Here is a 19,975-nt window from a genome sequence, read left to right as displayed (position 1 = left end):
GATGGGGGTGGCGGGGTGCCCGGCGGGGTGTCGGCAGGCTGGAACAGCCGCGCCGCGCCATTTCCGAGCTGGCGGGCGATATCGAAGCGCGTCGCCATCTGTCCGGGCGCGGACCAGGCCGCGCTCGACAGGTCATAGCCGTCGGGCGTTTCATGATCGTACAGCCCTTCGCCCATCTGGCGTATCCAGCCGACCACCGGCTGGGGATTGGTAACCAGCCGGTCGCCGTAAGCCAGCCGCACCGCCGACAGCGTATAGCCGACCGGGTCCTTGAACCCGCCGCCCAGGGATCCCGAAAATTCGCGCGATCGGATCATCGTCTTCAGTATCTCGGCGATGTCGCCATGGCTCTTGCGGAAGGTCGTCGCCATCCGGTCGACCAGGGCGGGCGGCGGGTTGTCGCCCATGAAATAGGTCGCCAGTTTCAGCGAGACGTGATGCGCCGTCGCCGGGCTGTCGGCGATCAGGTCCAGCGCCTGCTCGACCTCGTGAAAGCCCGACCCCGGAATGGTGTGTCCCAGGAAATGCTTGGTGCCGAAGTCGTGGCGTGCCGGATTGAACTCGAACAGTCCGGCACGAATGTAGAGCGGTTGAAGCTCGGGCTTCAGCCGGGGCGCATCGGGCTTCTGGTCGACGCCGACGCCGGTCAGGATGCGGGCCAGCTCCTGCACGTCCTGCTGGCTATAGCCCGAGCCGACGCCCATGGAGTGCAGCTCCATGATCTCGCGCGCGTAATTCTCGTTGATCTTGCCTTTGGCATTCTGGTCATTGTCCAGATAGCGCAGCATCGCCGGATGGCGCAGCGTCGCCTCCAGCAGGTCGTGGAACCGGCCCAACGCATGGTCGCGGATCGTCTCTTCATAGTCGCCGACCATCGCGCGGATGTCGCGCTTGTTCGCCTGGACGTTGAAATGGTTGAACCAGAACCAAGTCATCCGCTCGCGCAGCTGGTCGGGCGAATAGAGCGCGCGCAGCACGAAGCGTTGCCGTGCCTCGTCGGCCAGGCTGTTGAGCGTCTTCTGATAGGCTTCACGCGCCGCCTTGCGCTGGTCGAGATCGGGAATCGCCTTCAGGTCGCGCTGCATCGCGTCGGTTTCGACGACGAGTGCGGCGACCCGCTCCTTCGAGATGCGCATCGCGTCGATCTGCGCCTGCACCGCGGGGGGCAGGGAATCGGGCTGGTCGTCGAGCTGGTGGCGGAGCCAGGCGTCGCTGCCCGGCGCGGGGCCGGTGGCGGGCGCGGCGGACGGCCCCCAGCCGAGCCGCTCGGCCCAGGCGGCGTCGCGCGCGGGATCGGCGGCGTGCGCGGGAGCCGCGACCATCAGCACCGGGGCCATCATCACAAGGCTCGCGGTTCGCGCCATGCACCGCTCTCCATTCCTGCCCGGCGCCGATCGGGTGGCGCAGGCTTCCTCGGAGGATAAAGTGATGGAAATAGGCTGAACCTCGGCTTGCCCGGAGATGAAAAGAGCGTCAGCGGCCGGCCATCAATCCTCCCCGGTACGGGGAGGGGGACCATGCGCAGCATGGTGGAGGGGGCGTGCCGCATAGGGATGTCCTATGAGGAAAACCCCCTCCGTCAGCGCTGTGCGCTGCCACCTCCCCGTGCCGGGGAGGATTGGATCACTTCGGCAGCTTGCAGCCCGCAGGCTGGGTCACCGGGTTGCATCGTTCCATCACGCCGCCGGGCAGCGTTACGGTGAAGCCCTTGTTCCACGCCCGCGTTGGCGCGCCGGGATAGTAATCGGTCGACACCGCCTGTGCGCCGCTGTCGATCGCGGCCTGCTGGCGGGTGTGGTCGTTGTCGCGCGCTTCCTTGGTATCGGCGTCGCTGCGGGTACGGACGATGAAGCCCTGTTTCACCCACTCCTGGATCTTTGCCCCATCGGTGCGCGGATCGCCGACGATCTCGACCGAGGCCTCGGGCTGGTCGGTGTCGTACCAGCCGAAGATCGGGCGGCCCTTTAACGAAGGATGCCCTGCGCGGTAGATGTCGGACACGTCCGAAGGCGTGTCGAGCACGAAGTAGATTTTTCCGCGCGCACGCTCCAGCGTCGGCCAGCCCTTGGTGGTCACCGCCTCGCGCAGGGTCTTTGCATTCCCGCGCACGTCATCGGGCGTGATCATCCGGTTGGGCGTCAGCACATCGCGAATCTCGCCGTCCAGCGCATCGAGCAACGGTGCGGTCAGCGGCAGCGGATCGGTGACGCCGGGCTTGTTGATCGGTCGGTCTGCGGCGTTGATCGTCACCATGATCGGCAGGTGGCGCGGATGCGCGCGCGACCAGGCGTCGATCTGGCCGATGCACTGTTTGAAGGTGCCGCAGGAGCGATAATCGACTTCCGGGATGTGGAAGACCTTGAAGCCCGGCTTCATCATCGCCGCTTCGTCGAAACCGGTCTGCTCACCCGCCGCCTTCGCGATCGCCTCGCCCTTGGGATGCGCGAAACGGCCGCCTTGCGGGTCGGCGAAGATGTCGATCTCCAACTGGCGCACGCCCCGGTCGAGCTGCTGCGCCAAGGTCAGGTGATCATAATCCAGCGCGGCGGCGAGCTTGGGATCGCGCTGTTCCAGCGCGGCGAAGACGGCAGGCGCGATCCGCTTCTTATAGCTGTTGTGCGAGCCGACCACCTGGATGTCGTTCATCCGAAGGGCCGCCCGCGGCGCCGGAGCAGCGGCGGTCGCGAGGACCGCCGCCAGGGTGAGGAAGACCTTTGTCATCAGAACTCCGCCCGAATGCCAAACAGGATCGTCCGGCCATAATAGTTGATCTCGCCGAAGCGCATCTTGCTGTCGTTATAGGTGTCCTGATGCGCGCCCGCGATGTTGATGCCCTCCAGGCTGAGCGTCAGATTGTCGGCGGCGCGCACCGACAGCTGGCCGTCGAGCGAGCCGAAGGCCGCGACATAGGTCGGCGCCTGTACCGTGCTGCCTGTGCTCGACAGGTACTTGTCGCGCCAGACATAGGAGAGGCGGGCCGACAGCGGGCCCTTGTCGTAGAAGCCGACCAGGTTGAAGCTGTTCTTCGACAGGCCGATCAGCTGGTCCTTGATGTTGCGCGAACCCGCCGTGTAGTCGGCCTTCACTTCCGTGTGGGTATAGGACCCCTGGACGCCGAAGCCATCGAACGGCGCGGGCAGGAAGGTGAAGACCTGGCTGTATGCGGCTTCTGCGCCGTACACCTTGGCATTGCCGCCGTTGACCGAGCTGGAGAGGCGGACGGTGCCGCGACCCGGAATGTTGATCTCGGTATTCGACTGGGTGATGTAATCGTCCATCGCCTTGTAGAAAACGGCGCCCGACAGCATGCCCGACGGTGCGAAATACCATTCCAGCGACCCGTCGAACTGGGTGGCGAGGAAGGGCACCAGCTGCGGGTTGCCGCCGCTGGCGGTCGGGGCGTCGGTCGACACGGTGATGCGTGGTGCGGTGTCGGTGACGTTGGGACGGGTCAGCACCCGGCTGGCGGCCAGGCGACCGACCAGCTTCGGCGTTAGGTCGGCGCGCAGGTTGAAGCTGGGCAGGACGTTGTTGAACGTCTTGGGGTAGCTCACCGGGGTGGCCGTGTTGCCGCTGGTCAGCGTACCGCTGGCGACCTGATCGGTGTGGACGTAACGCACGCCGACATTGCCGCTGACCGGTACCGACCCTGCATCGAACTGGTAATCGGCGCGGACATAGGCGGCGGCGATCTTCTCGGTCACGACGAAGGACGAGCGGCGATCGCCATTGGTGATCGGCTGACCCTGGATGGCGGGGGTGAAGAAGTTGCCGACATAAGCCGCCGTCACCGGCACCAGCCAGTTGCGGAAGGCATTGCCCGACACGCCCGACAGGAAGTCGTCATAGGGCAGCTGCTGATAGGCGCCCGCGCCCAGATTGGTCAGCGGCTGGTTGGTCGCGGTGTCGATCAGATAGTCGCGACGGAAATAGTCGCGCTTGCGCCAGTGATATTCGCCGCCCGCCTGCAGCTTCGACAGGAAACCGTCGAAATCATGGCCGACATCGAGGCGCGAATAGAAATCCCAGTCCTTGCTGTCCTTGGGCGCGATGTTGAACTGGTACAGCTTGTAATTGGCCGGGTTGGTGACGTCGACCGGCGTGGTGAAGGTTGGCATCGACTGATAGCCGCCGCTGGCGTCATAGGTCAGCGGCGCGATGAAATAGGCACGGCTGCGCACGGTGCCGGTGCGGTAGTCGGGGTGATAGCTGTGCGCGGCCGACCAATTGACGTTGGCGGCGACATGCCAGCGATCCGGGTTCCAGGTCTGCTTCAGTCCGATGGTGATCAGGTCATGGCGATTGAGGCTGTATTCGCGCGACGCCATGAAGCGGGCGTTGGCGATCGTCGCCTTGGTGATCGTGTCGCCAACGACGGTGTAGCCGGGCTGAAGAATGGTGGGCAGCTGCTTGACCCCGCCGATCGAGACGTTGTTGTCGTCCGGATAGATGTCGAGGCCGAACTCGTCATAGGCGACGTCCAGCCGGGTCGCGACCACGTCCAGCGTCGTCTGCAGCTCCGCAGTCGGCTGCCACTGGGCCGAGACGATGCCCGAGATGCGCTTGCGGTCCTCGGTCTCCACGGTAGGACGGGTGCGAGTCGGCGAATAGAGACCCGCAGGCGCGCCGCCGCGCGACGCATCGGTATAGCGGTCGGTCAGCCAGCCGAAATTCATGAAGCGGTCGTTGCGGACCGTCTTGCCCCAATATTGCGCGCCCGCCAGGATGCCGAAGGTGCCATCGCTGTTCTTCGCGCTGGTCAGCACGGTGACGTTGGGGCGGACCTGCTTGGTCTGGGTGGTATAGGTGCCGCGCATATTGACGGTCGTCTTGTTGCCGACCTCCAGCGGGTGGAAGGTCTTGACGTCGATATTGCCACCCAGCGCGCCCTCGCTCATGTCGGCGGTCGGGGTCTTCACCACGTCGATGCTGGACGTGAATTCGGCGGGCAGCATTTCGAAGCGGAACTGCCGACCGGCCGCGCCGCCATTCTCGATCAGGTCGTTCAGCGCGATGGTGCGGCCGTTCATCAGCGTGTTCTGGAACTGCGGGCCCAGGCCACGGACACTGACATACAGGCCTTCACCGCGCGGGCGGGTGATCGCCACACCAGGGACGAGCTGAAGCGCCTCGGCGACGTTCTGGGTCGGGAACTTGCCGATATCGGTCGAGCTGATCGAGTCGACGCCGTAAGCGGCGCGGCGCTTGGTCTCGATGCCCGCCGCCAGGCTGCGCGCATAGGTGCCGTTGACGACGATTTCGTCGCTCTGGCCATCGCTGCTGTCCGCCGCCTGCGGCGCGGCGGCGGCGTCCTGCGCATGGGCAGCGAGCGGGCCGGTCGCCAGGATGAGCGAGGCAGAGGCCTTCAACAGGCTGCGAAACGTAAGCATGATCAAAATCCCCCATCGGCTGTCTTGCCGGTTCGGCGGGGGCGTTAGGATCGGTCGGTGTCAGATTGGCGTAAAATTGATGACATTGGTATGAAATTGGTAGGGTGCGTGCAGCAGGTCATCAAAATTCTGTGAGTTTAACGGGCGGGCATTGGCTTCTTGCCCGGCAAGGTGAGTGGACCCAAATATGCTATGGTGGTGAGGGCATGTCGCAAGCGGCAGTCCGCACTCCAACCGCCTCTATTGCGCACTGGGGCGGGATTCAGCCGTTCGCGCCAAGCCGTTGCGTCGTCACCGTCGGACTTTGCCGTCCGATGGTGCGCGCGGTGCGTTCGGGATCGCGCAGCAGGACCCGGCCCGATTTCCACATCAGCTCGCCATCGCGGCGCGCCTGCTGGATCATGCGGTTGACGTGCACCGGGGTCAGGCCCAGCGCGTCGGCCAGCATTTCCTGGGTCAGCGGCATCTCGAAACTGCCGCCCACGGTCAGCCCAGCCAGCGACAGCCGCTCATAGATTTCGAGCAGGAAGTCGCTGATCCGCTCCTGCGCGTTCAATCGGCCGAGCTGAACGACATGGCCGAGCAGATAGGCCTCGTCCAGCGCCTCGGCCACGGCATAGGCCTGGGCCAGGCCGGACCCGGCAGGGGCGGCCGGGGCGGGACAGACGATCGTTTCGGTCAGCGCGATGACGGTGGCCGAGGCGATCGGCATCGCCTGATGCGTCGCGCCGATCACGTCGCCGGGCAGATAGAAGCTCATGAACTGCCGCCGCCCGTCGGGCAGGATACGCACCCGCGCGGCCCAGCCCTGCAGCAGCAGCAAGGGCGCCGCGATCGGCCGCCCCAGGGTCAGGAAATTGTGGCGCGGCGGATGGGTTTGGGACGCTTCTATCGCCGCATGCAGCAGGGTCAGGTCCGCCGCCTCCAGCGAGCTCAGGGCCGACAGGCGGCGGAGCGCAGGAGCGATCACGTCGTCGGACACGGAGAGGGGCGGTGCAGTCACGGGGCGGGTCATGCGCGTCCTTTATCGGGCATCAGCGCGTGGATCGCGCGGATGATGCGGTCGGCCTGAAAAGGCTTGGCGACGATCGAGGCGGAACGATAGGCCGCAGGTAACGCCCATTCGTCATAGCCGGTGAGGAAAGTCCAGGGCACGTCGCGCGCCGAGAGCCGGTCGGCGATCTCGAAGGCGCGCTCGCCCGCCAGATTGACGTCGAGCACCGCAGCGTCGATCGGCTGGGTCTCGGCCAGCGTCAGACCCTGTTCCAGCGTCGCTACCGGCCCGACCACGATCGCATCGGCGGCGCGCAACATCCGCTCCAGGTCGCGCGCGATGAAATACTCATCCTCGACGACCAGGATTCGCTTGTCGGCCAGCGGCGATCGGCGATTCATCCCTCGGTGCTCCGGTTCAGCGTGTCGGCCTCGTCGTTTATCCATGGTAGCGTTATCACGCACAGAACGCCGCCACCTCGAAAATCCAGTCTGGTCCGCGCGCCGAGCCCATAGGGCAAGGCCTCCCGGATCAGTTCGGTTCCGAATCCCTGTCTCGCGGGTGGAACCGGCATTGCTGGTACACCGGTTTCATCCCATTTTACAATCAGTTCGCATTTGCCATTTGATCCATGTTCTAGGTGCCATGCGATATGAAGTCGCCCGGCAGGGTGCCGCAGCGCTCCGTATTTCAGGGCATTGGTGGTCAGCTCATGGATCGCCAACCCCAGGGATTCCGCGGTATCGGCGGGCAGCGCGACGTCGGGCCCTTCGATCGACAGCCGGTCATCCTCGATCGCGCCGACGCCCAATAACTCGTCGCGGATCAGGTTTTCCAGGTCGACCCGGCCGGACCGGGTCTGGGTTGCGACGACTTGCGTGCGGGCCAGCGAATCGAGACGGCCGCGAAAATGATCCGCAATCTCGTCGAGCGGACCGCCGGTCTCGACCGTGCGGGTGAAGATCGATCGGACGATGGTCAGGATGTTGCGCACCCGGTGCTGAAGCTCGGCGACCAGTGTTTCCTGCCGCTCGCGCAGGCGGCGCAGCGTATCGATATCGGTCGAGGTGCCGAACCATTCGACGATCCGGCCATGATCGTCGCGCACGGGCGTCGCGCGGGTCTTGTACCAGCGATAGCGCCCCGTCTCGACGTGGCGAAGCCGCCCCTCCATCGCCAGGTCGCCATGCTCGCCCGCTTCTTCACCCGCGCCGTCCCAGAAGCGGCGCGCCGCATCGCGGTCGTCGGGATGGACCGCCGCCAGCCAGCCGTGGCCCAGGCTCTCCTCGACGCTCAGCCCGGTCGCCGCCACCCATTGCTGGCTGACCCAGGTCCATTGCCCGTCACGCGTCGCGGTCCAGACGAGCTGCGGAATCCCCTCGATCAGGGTTAGCAGGCGGCGCTGGCTGGCGCGCGATGCGATCTCGGCCCGCTTTGTCAGCAGTGCCTGGACGATGGCGGGGGCCAGTTCTTCGATGATCGCCTTTTCGCGCTCGGTGAAACCGGTCGGGTGGTTGCCCAAGGCGATCATGGCGAAGGTCTCGCCATCGCGGCGCAGCGGGACGCCGAGGAAGTTGCGCAGACTGGGATGCCCTTCCGGCGTGCCGACCCGGGCGGGATGATTGGCGGGATCGTTCACGATCATGCTGCGATCCTGCAGGATGACCTGGCCGAAAATGCCGTGGATCTGCATGCCGTTGGGCAATTGCCGGGCCTGGTAATCGGGATTGTCGCCGGCATAGGCGGCCCAGCCGCGCTCGCTGATCGCGATATGATCCAGCCGGTCGAGCGAATCCCGCCGCTCGCCGAAGAAGCTGAACGCCGCGCCGGTCAGGTCCTCGGCCACTTCCAGGCACAGCCGCCCCAGCTCCTCCTCGGTCGAGGCGCGCAACGCTTCCTGCAGAATGCGGTTGATGCCCGCCAGCACATGCGCATCGCGCGGCACCGGACCGGTGGGAGGCTCGGACAGGGTCGTTTGCCCGTGAAGGGAAGCCAGTTCAGTCATGCGTGAAGAATCCCGATCGTACCCCTAACGATCCCGGCCGGTGCGGGCTCCCCAGCTACACACGATTTCGGACAGGGTGGCAAATGGATCGCTGACAGGAGCTGTACCGGTTTGCGCCGCCCCCTCGCATGACCGCCCGTGCCCGGCTATGAGCAGGCGGACCAGCAACCTTTGGCCGATCCATGTCCGCATCGCTTTCGTCTCGTTCCTTGCGTATCCTGATGATGGGCCTGGTCCTGGTGGTCGCCTGGGCCATGGCCGTGCCGAGCGCGGTGCGTGCCCAAGGCGATCCGGCGGCGGCGTCGACCACGAAGATCGCTCAGGCAGAGGTCGATGTCCGCTCGGTCGACCGCGCGCTCGACGCGCGGGTCGATGACGATGATCGCCGGGCGCTGCGCGAACGGGCCCAGGGGGCCAAGGACGCGACGAGCCAGGCGGTGTCCGATCTGTCCGAGCAGCTGGCGCTGGTCAATGCACGCATCACCGGCCTGGGCCCGGTCACACCCGGCGAAATCGAAGCGCCCGAGCTGACCGCCCAGCGCAAGAGCCTGTCCACCTTGCGCACCACGCTGGACGCCGCGATCAAGCGCGGGCGGTTGGCCGGGGTCGAGGCGGGGCAGTTGATCGACGAGATCGACCAGGGCCAGACCGAGCAGTTCAACGAGAAGCTGTCGACCAAGGCGCCGTCACCCCTGAGCCCCGCCTTCTGGATCGTCGTGCTCGACCAGGCGCCGCGCGATGTCCGGCGCGTCGGCCTGTTCCTGCAACAGGGGGGCGAGCAGATCGCGCGGCAATGGCGCGGTGGCGTTCCGTGGCACGCACTGCTGGGCTTTGCGCTGGCGATCCTGCTGATCGGGCCGGTGCGGCTGAGCGCCCACCGGCTGGCGCAGCGCCGCCTGATCGCCGAGGCGCCGCCCAGCCGGGTGCGGCGATCCGCCAATACCTTCTGGCGGGTGGCGGTCGGCACCGTGTGTCCGCTCGCCGCCGCGTTCGTGCTGGTCCAGGGACTTCACTGGTCGGGGCTGTTGCCCGAACGCTGGACGGGGTTCTTGAACGGGTTCGTCCGGGCGGCGGGGATTGCGGGGTTCACGGCGGCGGTGACCGGCGCGGTGCTAATGCGCAGCCAGCCGTCCTGGCGGATCGCGCCGATCGACGACGAGACGGCCAGCCGCCTGCGCCCCCTGTCCTGGGGGCTGACGATCCTGACCTTCACCACCGCGATGATCGGATCGTTCGAGCTGGCGATCGGCAGCAGCCGCAGCGCGGTGATCGCCACCCAGGCGACCGAGGCGCTGCTCCACCTGTTGCTGATCGTCGCCACGCTGGTGGTGCTGGGCCAGATCCGCGCACGCCGCGCGACACAGGACGAGACGACCAGCGCGGGGGTCAGTGCGGGCCTGAGCGTCGCGACGCTGTTTGCCTGGATCGCGGTGGGAATTGCGGGGCTGGCGCTGATCATCGGCTATATCTGGTTCAGCTGGTTCGTCGCGCTGATGATCGGCTGGACCGTGCTGCTCGGCTCGGCGCTCTACCTGATGCTGGTCGCGGCCGACGACATCGCCACCACCATCTTCGTGCGCGACAGCCGGGTCGGCATCACCCTGACCCGCGCGTTGGGCATTCGCGGGGCGATGGTCGATCAGTTCGGGCTGATCCTGTCGGGCGTGGTCCGGCTGGCGCTGATCCTGCTGGCGATCGGCATGTTCCTGAAACCGTTCGGGGCAAGCGGCAATCCCGGGGCGATCTTCGACCAGCTCGGCAAGGTGGCGGAGGGGATCAAGGTCGGCAATGTGTGGATATCGCCGGGTGCGATCCTGCAGGGGCTGGTCGTGCTGTTCGTCGGCCTGGGGCTGGTGCGCCTGTTCATGCGCTGGCTGGAGCAGCGTTATCTGCCTGCGACCGACCTGGACGGATCGGGCCGCAATTCGATCAGCCTGGTCGCACGTTACATCGGCATCGCGCTCGCCGTCATCTGGGCGCTCGCGTCGCTGGGCATCGGGGTGGAGCGGATCGCGCTCCTGCTGTCCGCTTTGTCGGTCGGCATCGGTTTCGGCCTTCAGGCGATCACCCAGAATTTTGTCTCCGGCCTGATCCTGCTGGCCGAGCGGCCGATCAAGATCGGCGACCTGATCCGCGTCGGCACCGACGAGGGCGACGTCAAGCGGATCAGCGTGCGCTCGACAGAGATCGAGCTGGCCGACCATTCGACGCTGATCGTCCCCAATTCCGAGCTCATCACCAAGTCGGTGCTCAACAAGACGCTGGCCGGGCCGCTGGGACGCATCCAGATTCAGTTTTCCGTGCCGATCGAGTCGGATGCGGACGTGGTGCGGACCATTGTGCTCGACTGTTTCGCCAGCGAAGCCGCGGTGCTGTCCGATCCGACGCCCAAGGCGTTCATCGACTCGATCATCGACGGGCGAATCCATTTCAACTGCTTTGCCCATGTCGAAAGCCCGCGTGCGGCCTATTCGACGCGCAGTGCCGTCCTGTTCACGCTGCTGTCGGCGCTGCGGAGCAGGGGCATCGAGATCGGCACCCTGCCGCAGAAGATGGAGCTGATCCGCTCCGGCGGCGGTGCGGGGGCTGCGGCACCGGGTGAAGATGAAACCAGGATGAAATGAACAAGTCCCCATTGGTCATGGAAAGGTAACACCAGATTCTTCGAGCGCCCCTATCCGCGCGGCCAGCGACGACCTGACGGTCGATCGGGGGATAGGGAAAAAATCACCATGAACAGCCATTTCATTCGCGCCACGCTGCTGGGCGGCACCGCGCTCCTGGCCGTGACGGCCGCACCGGCCTTCGCCGCCGATGCCAAGCCGACCGCCGCTGCCGCCGCCGATCCGGCGACCCCGGCGGCCGATCCCGCCGATGGTGGCCAGCTGAAGGAAATCGTGGTCACCGCGACCAAGCGCGAGACCAGCCTGCAGAAGACGCCGATCGCAATCTCGGTCCTCGACCCGACCGTCCTGAAGGACCGTCACGTCCAGAGCCTGCTCGACCTGGCCGATGGTTCGGTCCCCTCGCTCCGTGTCGCCACCTTCGAGGCGCGCCAGTCGGCGCTGACCGTCGGTATCCGCGGCATCGTGCCCTTCGACCAGAACCAGACCGCGCGTGACACCGGCGTCGGCGTCTATTTCGACGGCGTCTATGTCGGCCGCTCGCAGGGCCTGAACGCCGCGCTGTTCGATATCGAGCGCGTCGAAGTGCTGCGCGGTCCGCAGGGCACGCTGTTCGGCCGCAACACCGAGGGCGGCGCGCTGTCGATCGTCACCGCCAAGCCGACCGGCAAGTTCGGCGGCTCGCTGACCGCGGGCTTCGGCAATTACGGCGCGTACAACACCGCCGCGCACGTCAACCTGCCGGAGTTCAACAACATCGCGATCAAGCTGGACGGCGTGATCCAGCACCAGAACCCGTTCGTGAAGAACCCGCTGCCGGGCAGCGTGGGCTGGGGCGCGTACAATCGTGTCGGCGGTCACGTTGCCGCCGTATGGAAGCCGGTCGACGGCTTCTCGGCCGAGCTGTCCTATGACCAGGCGAAGGACGAGAACACGCCCTTCTACAGCCAGCTGATCAACTACAACCCGCGCGGCCTGCCCGTGGCGACGATCGCGCAGATCAACGCCAATAACGGCAAGCTGCCCGCCGGCACCATCGCGCCGCTGTCGCCGCTGGTCGTCGTGTCGGGCGACAACCGCATGAAGACCGCCGATATCGGCGTGCCGCAGCAGTATAGCGTCGACCGCACCCACGGCTTCTCGGCCAAGCTGAACTATGACGTCGCACCGGGCCTGGAGCTGCGCTCGATCACCGCGTGGCGCGGCGTGACCACCGACCAGTGGGACAATTCGGGCGGCGCACACCGCACCGTCTTCCTGCCGAACGGCAAGTTCAGCCGCTACAGCCTGTCCTTCATGCAGCAGCACCAGTTCAGCCAGGAATTCCAGGCGGTTGGCAGCCTGCCGCAGCTGGATTACGTCGCCGGGCTCTATTACTTCACCGAAAACGCCCGCGAAGTGGCGGCGACCCCGTCGACCAACCAGTGGAACGCGGACGGCACCGGCTACACCATCCTGTCGCAGACCGCGCTGGGCACCATCAGCTCGGGCAACCAGGGCTGGGCGCCGGGCTCGTTCTTCCTGCAGCGCGGCAGCTTCGCGCGCGCCTATAGCTATGCCGCCTTCGCCCAGGCGACCTACACGCCGGAAGGCTTCGACGCGTTTCACCTGACCGTCGGTGGCCGTTATACCCGCGACAAGCGCAACGGCACACTGTACCTGGTGCAGGGCAAGTCGACCAACTTCCCCTTCACCTTCGAGAACAACCGGTTCGATCCGATGGTGACGGCGGCGTTCGATGCGACCGACACGATCCATCTCTATGCGAAATACTCGACCGGCTACCGCGCGGGCGGTGCCAACGATCGTTCGCAGACCTTCGCCGCCTTCGGTCCCGAAGCGGTCAAGGCCTATGAGATCGGGTCGAAGATGGACCTGTTCGAGCACCGTGTCCGCCTGAACCTGGCCGGGTACATCATGGATCGTACCGGCACCCAGATCGACTTCGACAATGTCGACACCAACCCGTCGAGCCCGACCTACAACCTCCACACCGAGGAAACCCGCAATGCGCCGGGCACCTCGAAGATCCGTGGTGTCGAGGCCGACCTGACCGTGAACCCGACAGACGGTCTGACGCTGGGCGCGTCCTATGCCTATACCTACACCAACGTGCCGCTGACGCCGAACCCGTTCCTGGGCAACGCGCTGACCCAGGTGTTCGTGGTGTACACGCCGCGCAACGCCGCCTCGGCCTATGCCGATTACGAAGTGCCGCTGCCGGGTTCGGAGGCCAAGGTCCGCTTCCACCTGGACGGCAACTATGCCGACCCGGCCTATAGCTTCCAGAACGAGACGACCCGCACCGACAAGACCTTCGTCGTGAACGGTCGCATCGCGCTGGCCGATCTGCCGCTGACCGAGAACGGTACGAAGATGACCGTGTCGCTGTGGAGCCGCAACCTGCTCAACAACACCTTCATCTATCGTCGCTCGGCCGCCAACGCTGCGACGCTGGGCGACTATGGCAACTTCAACCCGCCGCGCACCATCGGCCTGGAGGGTACGGTTCGCTTCTGAGCCGACGGGTTTTCCCACCCCGACTAACCAGGGGCCGTCCTTCGGGGCGGCCCCTTTTGTTATGCCTCGTTCCTCCCCTTGCAGGGGAGGGGGACCATCCAAAGGATGGTGGAGGGGTGTCCTGCTATCGAGAGGGTGATACCCCTCTGTCAGGCCTAAAGGCCTGCCACCTCCCCTTGCAGGGGAGGAATAGGATTATGGATTGGGCAGGATCAGCGAGGCGACCAGCCCCGGTGCCCCGTCGTCCAGTTCCAGTCGTCCGTGGTGCAGCCGTCCGACCGCAGCGACCAGGGGCAGGCCCAGGCCATGGCCGGCTGCTCCGCGCGCTTCGTCCAGCCGCCCGAAGCGGCGCAGCGCCCGGTCACGGTCCTGAGTCGCGATGCCGGGGCCGGTATCGGCGACCTGCAAAGTCCATTCTCCCGCGTCGGCGCGCAGGCTCACGCGGATCGCGGCGTCCGCCCCGCCATATTTGATCGCATTGCCGATCAGGTTGACCAGTGCCTGGGTCAGCAGCTGCCGATCGCCGACAAAGGGCGCGCCGCCGGGCTCGACCGCAACGGACAAGACCTGGCCCGCCTCTTCGGCGACCGGGATCATCATCGTCGCCGTTTCCTCGACCAGCGCGGGCAGGTCGAAGGGCGCGAACCCGGCGCGGCGGTGGCCGCCCTCGATCTCGGCGATGCGCAGCAGGGCGGCGAACATGGCGAGCAGCGTGTCGCACTGGGCCAGCGCGGCGCGGGCGCGTTCGGCCTGCACCGAGTCCGGCGCGTCGGCGACCATCGCGGCGACCTGCCCGCGCAACCGGGCGAGCGGCGTACGCAGATCATGGGCGATGTCGTTGGACTGGCCGCGCATCGCCTCCATCAGCTCGGCGATGCGGTCGAGCATGTAGTTGAAGGCGGCGGCCTGGCGATCGAACTCGTCGGCGGAACCGGTCACGGGCACGCGGTGGCGGATATTCCCGGCGACGATCGCCTCGACGGTGGCGCGCTGGTCGGCGATGCGGTGACCGACCAGCCTGGCAAAGGCGATGACGCCGCCCAGCACGATCAGGATGATCGAGCCGAAGCCGATCAGGAAGATGCGGGTGCGCGTGCCCCGATAGCTGTCGAACGGCTCGGTCTCCGCCACCACGGTCAGCCGCCGTCCCACGCCCGCATCGCGGACCAGCGCGCGGCCATGCGACAGGCCGATGATGCCGTCGCGTGCGCGCAGGTCGGAGCGGCCGAGCGGCAGCGGGTGGTTGAGCCGGATATTGCCGCCCAGCCGCGTCGCATCGGGGCCGGTCAGCAACAGGCCGATGTCGCCCGTGTCGCGCTCGCGCGACAGCGCGGCGATGCGGGCGAGCAGCGTCGCGGTGGCGGGCAGGCCCTCGCCCGGATCGCGTTCCAGCACGACGTCGGAGATCGCATCGATCCGGCGGTCGACCAGCTGTGCCACGGTCACGCGATTGGCCGCCAGGATCGACACCCCGGTGGCGATCGTCGCGATCAGGAACAGCACCACGACGCCCGCGGTCAGGCCGCGCAGGGACAGTCGCCGGATCGCGCGTTCGATCATGGTTTCAGCGAATAGCCGATCCCGCGCACCGTTTCGATCGGGTCCGCGCCGCCGGTTTCGGTCAGCTTGATGCGCAACCGCCGGATATAGACGTCGACAATGTTGGTCTCCGGCTCGAAATCATAGCCCCAGACCCGCTCGATCAGCATGGCGCGGGTCAGCACCTCGCCCGCATGGCGCGCCAGCTCGGTCAGCAGCTTGAGCTCCAGATTGGCCAGCGTGATCGGTCGGCCGCCGCGCCAGGCGCGAAAGCTGGTCGGGCTGACTACGATGTCGCCCGCGCGGATCGTGTCGCTCTCGCTGACCGTCCAGCGGCGGCCGCGCAGCACCGCATGGATGCGGGCGTTCAGCTCCTCGGGATCGACCGGCTTGACGACATAATCGTCCGCGCCCGCCTCCAGCCCGTCGACTTTGTCCGACGCCATGGAGAGCGCGGTCAGCATGATGACCGGCACGGTGATCCCGCGCGACCGCAACGTTTCGACCACCGACAGCCCGTCGAGGCGCGGCATCATCCGGTCGAGGATCACCGCGTCATATTGTTCGCGGTCCATCGCCGCGAGTGCCAGCCGCCCGTCGCCGACATGCTCGACCCGGTGGCCGAGCGCCCGCAGCGCGGCGGTCAGGCCCTCGGCATAGGCGGCGTCGTCCTCGACGAGAATCAGGTGCAGACTCATAATGATTTCCAAAGCGTCAACGCCGTTCCGCCCTATCGACCAGAATTCCGGTGGCAAGATCGTCCTGTTCGTATCGCGTTGGAACAATCGGGACAGGTGGTCAGAGAGTTAACCACTGCATGACGCGTCCGTCATGCGTAATAGGCGGACATTAGAGGAAAAAGACGCGTCCCACGCATCGTCGGACCCGTCGCAAGGCTCCCGGGCGGGGCCGGAGGATGGCATGATGGCGACCGAGATCACGATCGACGGCAACCTGTCCGACTGGAACGCGACCGACCGGATCGATAGCGGGCTGGGCGAGGGCTATTCCATCTATGCCCGGGCGGATGGCACCGATTTCATCTTCGCGATGACCGCGCCGATGGCGATCGGGGTGAATACCACCGCCTGGCTCAACACCGATCGCAACGCGACGACGGGCTATCAGGTGTTCGGTTTCGCTGGTGGCGCCGAATATAACGTCAACTTCAACACCGACGGCACCGTGTCGCTCTATCAGGGCGGGGCGGGCGAGACGCTGGTGATGGCGGGCCTGCAGGCGGCGTGGTCGGCGGACCGCCAGACGGTGGAGTTCCGCGTGCCCAAGGCCGCGATCGGCAATCCGCAGGCGATCGACACGCTGTTCGACGTCAACGACCAGGTGTTCCTGCCCGGCAATTACTCGGCCAAGCCCTTCACCGTCTTCAACGACACCGGCATCACCGCCGACCCGTCGCACCGCATCGCGATCGTCTGGTCGGAGACGACCGCCAACGCCTATTTCAGCAAGACCGCCTATTCGCAACTGTTCATGGCCGCGCAGAGCCAGGCGATGCAGGCGGGCACGCCCTTCGACATCATCACCGAAGACGATCTGACCAACCTGTCGACGCTGGCCAAGTACGACTCGATCGTCTTCCCCTCGTTCCGCAACGTCCAGGCGGACAAGGCGGATGCCATCGCCCATACGCTGGAACAGGCGACCAAGCAGTTCGGCATCGGCCTGATCGCGGCGGGCGAGTTCATGACCAATGCGGCGGACGGCAGCGCGCTGGCAGGCGACAGCTATGCGCGCATGAAGCTGTTGTTCGACGCCACCCGCGTGACCGGCGGCTGGCCCGCCGACGTCACCATCAAGGCGGCGGACGCCAACCATGACGTGCTCGACGGCTATGCGGTCGGCGAGACGATCCGCGACTATAAGGGTGTCGGCTGGAACGCCTTCACCAGCGTCAGCGGCAACGGCGAGACGATCGCGACCCAGACGGTGAACGGCCAGGATTACGCCGCCGCCATCGCGACCAAGACCGGTGGCCGCAACGTCATCTTCTCGACCGAAGCGGCGATGGCCGACGACAATCTCCTGCAAAAGGCGATCAGCTATTCGGTGAACGGCTCGGCCAGCACCGGCGGCCTGCATGTCGGGTTGCAGATGACCCGTGACGCCGGGCTGTTCGCGTCGCGCGTCGACATGGACCAGAGCCAATATTCGGACGAAGTGAAGCCCGAGGACGCCTCAGCGGGTATCTACACCAAGCTGCTGCCCATCCTCGACCAGTGGAAGGCGCTCTATAATTTCGTCGGCAGCTATTACGTCAACATCGGCAACGACCCGGCGCAGCAGCGGTCGACCGACTGGTCGGTGTCGGCGCCCATCTATGCGGAGATGATGGCGGCGGGCAACGAGATCGGCCTGCACAGCTATACCCATCCCGAGGACACCAATGTCCTGACCCCCGACCAGATCGCCTATGAGTTCGGGGCCGAGCGCGCCGAGCTGGAAAAGCAGATGAGCGCCTATCTGGGCCGCCAAGTGTCGCTGGGCGGTGCGGCGGTGCCCGGCGCGCCCGAGACGATCGCGACGACCCAGGAAATCCTGAAATACGTCACCTATCTGTCGGGTGGCTACACCGGCGTCGGCGCGGGCTATCCCAATGCGTTCGGCTATCAGACGCCGGGCAATGCGGCGGACGGCAAGGTGTATCTCGCGCCCAACACCATGTTCGACTTCTCGCTGATCGAGTTTCAGAAGAAGACGGTGGCCGAGGCGGAGGCCGAATGGGCCAAGGAACTGGCGACGCTGACCGCGCACGCCGATGCCCCGGTCATCGTGTGGCCGTGGCATGATTACGGCCCCGCCCAGTGGACCGGCGACGCGACCAAGAGCCCCTATGTCACCTCGATGTTCACCAACTTCGTCGCCAAGGCGGCGGCGGCGGGCGTCGAGTTCGTGACGCTGGCCGATCTGGCCGCGCGCATCGGGGCCTTCCACCAGGCGTCGATCACCACCACCGTGTCGGGCGACACGATCACCGCCAACGTATCGTCGGCGGGGGGACTTGGCACCTTCGCGCTGGATGTCGACGGGCAGAAGCCGGGCCAGGTGATCCAGAACGTGGCGGGCTGGTATGCCTATGACGCGAACAAGGTGTTCCTGCCCAAGGCGGGCGGCACCTACTCCATCACCATGGGGCAGGTGGCGGACGATGTGACCCACATCACCGACCTGCCGATGCGCGCCTCGCTCATCTCGCTGAGCGGCGACGGGCGCGACCTGAGCTTCTCGGTCGAGGGCGAGGGCAAGGTCGTGATCGACCTGAAGGCGCCGGGCAGCGACTGGACGACGGTCAAGGGCGCGACGATGACCAGCCTGGTCGGCGAGATCCTGACCATCGATATCGGCTCGATCGGCCAGCATGACGTGGCGATCGGCCATGTCGCCAATAGCGGCCCGACCATCACCTCGTTCGGCGGCGCCGACGCGGCCAAGATGGCGATCGCCGAGAACGGCACCGCCGTCACCACCATCACCGCGACCGATCCCAATATCGCCTTGGGCGACGCGATCCATTATTCGATCGCGGCGGGCGGTGACGGTGCGGCCTTCACCATCGATGCGACGACCGGCGTGTTGAAGTTCATCGCCGCGCCCGATTATGAAAACCCGACCGACGCCAATCACGACAATGTCTATGACGTGACCGTCATCGCGACCGATGCGAAGGGCGCGATCGATACTCAGGCGCTGTCGATCGGCGTCACCGACATGATCGGCATCACCAAGACCGGCACCATCTTCAACGACACGATCAACGGCACCGGCGAGCAGGATGTGCTCGATGGTGGCTGGGGCAATGACGTGCTGAACGGGCTGGGCGGCAACGACAAGTTGATCGGCGGGCTGGGCAACGACACGCTCAACGGCGGCGATGGCGACGACATCCTGATCGGCGGCTGGGGCAAGGACACGCTGACCGGCGGCGCGGGCAAGGACGTGTTCCGTTTCGAGTCGACCATGGACAGCCCGGCCTCCTCACTGCGCGACGTCATCACCGACTTCCGCTCGGGCGAGGACAAGATCGACCTGTCGGCGATCGACGCCAACACCTCGCTCTTCGCGCGGGGCGACCAGGCCTTCACCTTCCTGAGCGCGCCCGGCGCCAAGTTCACCGGCGCGGCCCAGTTGCGCTTCAGCTATCAGATGATCGGCGGCAAGGAATATACCATCGTCGAGGGCAATACCGACGCGCTGAACCTCGCCGATTTCTCTATCGCCTTGATCGGGCACCATAATCTGACGGCGAGTGATTTTTATTTATAATTAGGCCCTAGGGTCCGCTGTCATGGCGGGCATCGGTTTTCAATTGGCCAGAATGGCGCGGGAGGGCGGGGTCGGCGGCATCGCCGGGGCCGCGCTGCACGGCGCGCTGATCAGTGCCGGGCCCTGGCTGATCACCGCCGTCGCGATGATCGGGTTGCAGCATTGGGCCCCCGGCGCGGTCGGCGCGGATGAGGCGGACATGGTCCGTACCGTCCTGATCTATGGCTTCAGCCTGTCGGCGCTGGTCGCCGGGCCGATCGCGATCCTGGCGACGCGGCTGGCCGCCGACCGGTTGTTCGCGCGCGACATGGCCGGGGTGCCGGGCATCCTGATCGTCGCGCTGGCCATCGGTGGGGCGGCTGCACTGGGCCTGGGGGCGCTGGTGTTCGGGGGATTGGCCGGATTGCCGTTCCTGCGCGCCGTGCTCGCCAGCCTGTTGCTCGCCTGGTTGACCCAGATATGGATCGCCTCGCCGATGTTGACCGCGCTGCGCCGCTACCGGGCGGTGCCGATCGCCTATCTGATCGGGATCGGTACGGCGGTGGCGTTGCTGACGCTGATCGCCTCGCCCGGCGGGACGCTGGTGCTGGCGATCGTGACGGCGGGCGAGGCGATCAGCGTC

General features: G+C 66.2%; 12 protein-coding genes. 4 read left to right on the top strand and 8 right to left on the bottom strand.

The features are described from left to right. The 6 genes from SB4_RS08735 to SB4_RS08710 form a co-directional block, all read right to left on the bottom strand. A partial coding sequence (locus tag SB4_RS08735) for a DUF1800 domain-containing protein (RefSeq protein WP_058752270.1) occupies positions 1–1,364 on the bottom strand: 1,364 nt, incomplete at its 3' end. A gap of 259 nt (positions 1,365–1,623) precedes the next feature. Continuing rightward, on the bottom strand, positions 1,624–2,721 hold the full coding sequence (locus SB4_RS08730; RefSeq protein WP_058752266.1) for a phosphatidylinositol-specific phospholipase C1-like protein: 1,098 nt from the start codon (positions 2,719–2,721) through the stop codon (positions 1,624–1,626). Further along, positions 2,721–5,390, bottom strand: coding sequence for a TonB-dependent receptor (locus tag SB4_RS08725; protein WP_193753771.1), 2,670 nt, complete (start codon positions 5,388–5,390; stop codon positions 2,721–2,723). Before SB4_RS08725 ends, SB4_RS08730 begins: the two co-directional genes overlap by 1 nt. Before the next feature lie 262 nt (positions 5,391–5,652). Next, complete coding sequence (locus SB4_RS08720) at positions 5,653–6,405, bottom strand: Crp/Fnr family transcriptional regulator (RefSeq protein ID WP_058752265.1); 753 nt, start codon at positions 6,403–6,405, stop codon at positions 5,653–5,655. Further along, the gene (locus SB4_RS08715; RefSeq protein WP_058717578.1) at positions 6,402–6,785 is read right to left on the bottom strand and encodes a response regulator; all 384 of its coding nucleotides are present in this window, start codon (positions 6,783–6,785) and stop codon (positions 6,402–6,404) included. Before SB4_RS08715 ends, SB4_RS08720 begins: the two co-directional genes overlap by 4 nt. Then, entirely contained in the window at positions 6,782–8,389 is a 1,608-nt protein-coding gene (locus tag SB4_RS08710) for a sensor histidine kinase (protein ID WP_082670072.1), read from the bottom strand. Before SB4_RS08710 ends, SB4_RS08715 begins: the two co-directional genes overlap by 4 nt. A gap of 221 nt (positions 8,390–8,610) precedes the next feature. On the opposite strand from SB4_RS08710, the gene SB4_RS08705 reads away from it, so the two are divergent. Both SB4_RS08705 and SB4_RS08700 read left to right on the top strand, forming a co-directional pair. Next, a complete protein-coding gene (locus SB4_RS08705) occupies positions 8,611–11,013 on the top strand; it encodes a DUF3772 domain-containing protein (RefSeq protein WP_241488551.1) in 2,403 nt (800 codons plus the stop codon). Between the two features lie 108 nt (positions 11,014–11,121). Then, the gene (locus SB4_RS08700) at positions 11,122–13,533 is read left to right on the top strand and encodes a TonB-dependent receptor (protein ID WP_058752262.1); all 2,412 of its coding nucleotides are present in this window, start codon (positions 11,122–11,124) and stop codon (positions 13,531–13,533) included. A 195-nt stretch (positions 13,534–13,728) separates the two neighbouring features. Here the strand turns inward: SB4_RS08700 and SB4_RS08695 are convergent, their stop codons facing one another. After that, positions 13,729–15,093 carry a sensor histidine kinase gene (locus SB4_RS08695; protein WP_241488550.1) on the bottom strand — a complete coding sequence of 455 codons (1,365 nt, stop codon included), beginning with the start codon at positions 15,091–15,093 and terminating at the stop codon, positions 13,729–13,731. Then, positions 15,090–15,770 (bottom strand): response regulator transcription factor, encoded by a 681-nt coding sequence (locus SB4_RS08690; RefSeq protein WP_153006140.1) that lies wholly within the window; start codon positions 15,768–15,770, stop codon positions 15,090–15,092. Before SB4_RS08690 ends, SB4_RS08695 begins: the two co-directional genes overlap by 4 nt. Before the next feature lie 223 nt (positions 15,771–15,993). Here SB4_RS08690 and SB4_RS20505 point away from each other — a divergent pair, with 223 nt between their 5' ends. Together SB4_RS20505 and pelG are read left to right on the top strand one after the other, a co-directional pair. After that, complete coding sequence (locus tag SB4_RS20505) at positions 15,994–19,353, top strand: M10 family metallopeptidase C-terminal domain-containing protein (RefSeq protein WP_058752261.1); 3,360 nt, start codon at positions 15,994–15,996, stop codon at positions 19,351–19,353. Between the two features lie 22 nt (positions 19,354–19,375). Next, a partial coding sequence (gene pelG, locus SB4_RS08680) for an exopolysaccharide Pel transporter PelG (protein ID WP_241488549.1) occupies positions 19,376–19,975 on the top strand: 600 nt, incomplete at its 3' end.

The organism is Sphingomonas sanguinis (assembly GCF_001476905.1).
In the GTDB taxonomy this organism is placed as follows: Bacteria; Pseudomonadota; Alphaproteobacteria; order Sphingomonadales; family Sphingomonadaceae; genus Sphingomonas; species Sphingomonas sanguinis_B.
This window is presented reverse-complemented; position numbering and strand designations above follow the sequence as displayed.

Coding starts and splice junctions, on each gene's coding strand:
- SB4_RS08730 (WP_058752266.1), bottom strand. CDS start 2,721: ATGACAAAGGTCTTCCTCACCCTGGCGGCGGTCCTCGCGACCGCCGCT.
- SB4_RS08725 (WP_193753771.1), bottom strand. CDS start 5,390: ATGCTTACGTTTCGCAGCCTGTTGAAGGCCTCTGCCTCGCTCATCCTG.
- SB4_RS08720 (WP_058752265.1), bottom strand. CDS start 6,405: ATGACCCGCCCCGTGACTGCACCGCCCCTCTCCGTGTCCGACGACGTG.
- SB4_RS08715 (WP_058717578.1), bottom strand. CDS start 6,785: ATGAATCGCCGATCGCCGCTGGCCGACAAGCGAATCCTGGTCGTCGAG.
- SB4_RS08710 (WP_082670072.1), bottom strand. CDS start 8,389: ATGACTGAACTGGCTTCCCTTCACGGGCAAACGACCCTGTCCGAGCCT.
- SB4_RS08705 (WP_241488551.1), top strand. CDS start 8,611: ATGATGGGCCTGGTCCTGGTGGTCGCCTGGGCCATGGCCGTGCCGAGC.
- SB4_RS08700 (WP_058752262.1), top strand. CDS start 11,122: ATGAACAGCCATTTCATTCGCGCCACGCTGCTGGGCGGCACCGCGCTC.
- SB4_RS08695 (WP_241488550.1), bottom strand. CDS start 15,093: ATGATCGAACGCGCGATCCGGCGACTGTCCCTGCGCGGCCTGACCGCG.
- SB4_RS08690 (WP_153006140.1), bottom strand. CDS start 15,770: ATGAGTCTGCACCTGATTCTCGTCGAGGACGACGCCGCCTATGCCGAG.
- SB4_RS20505 (WP_058752261.1), top strand. CDS start 15,994: ATGATGGCGACCGAGATCACGATCGACGGCAACCTGTCCGACTGGAAC.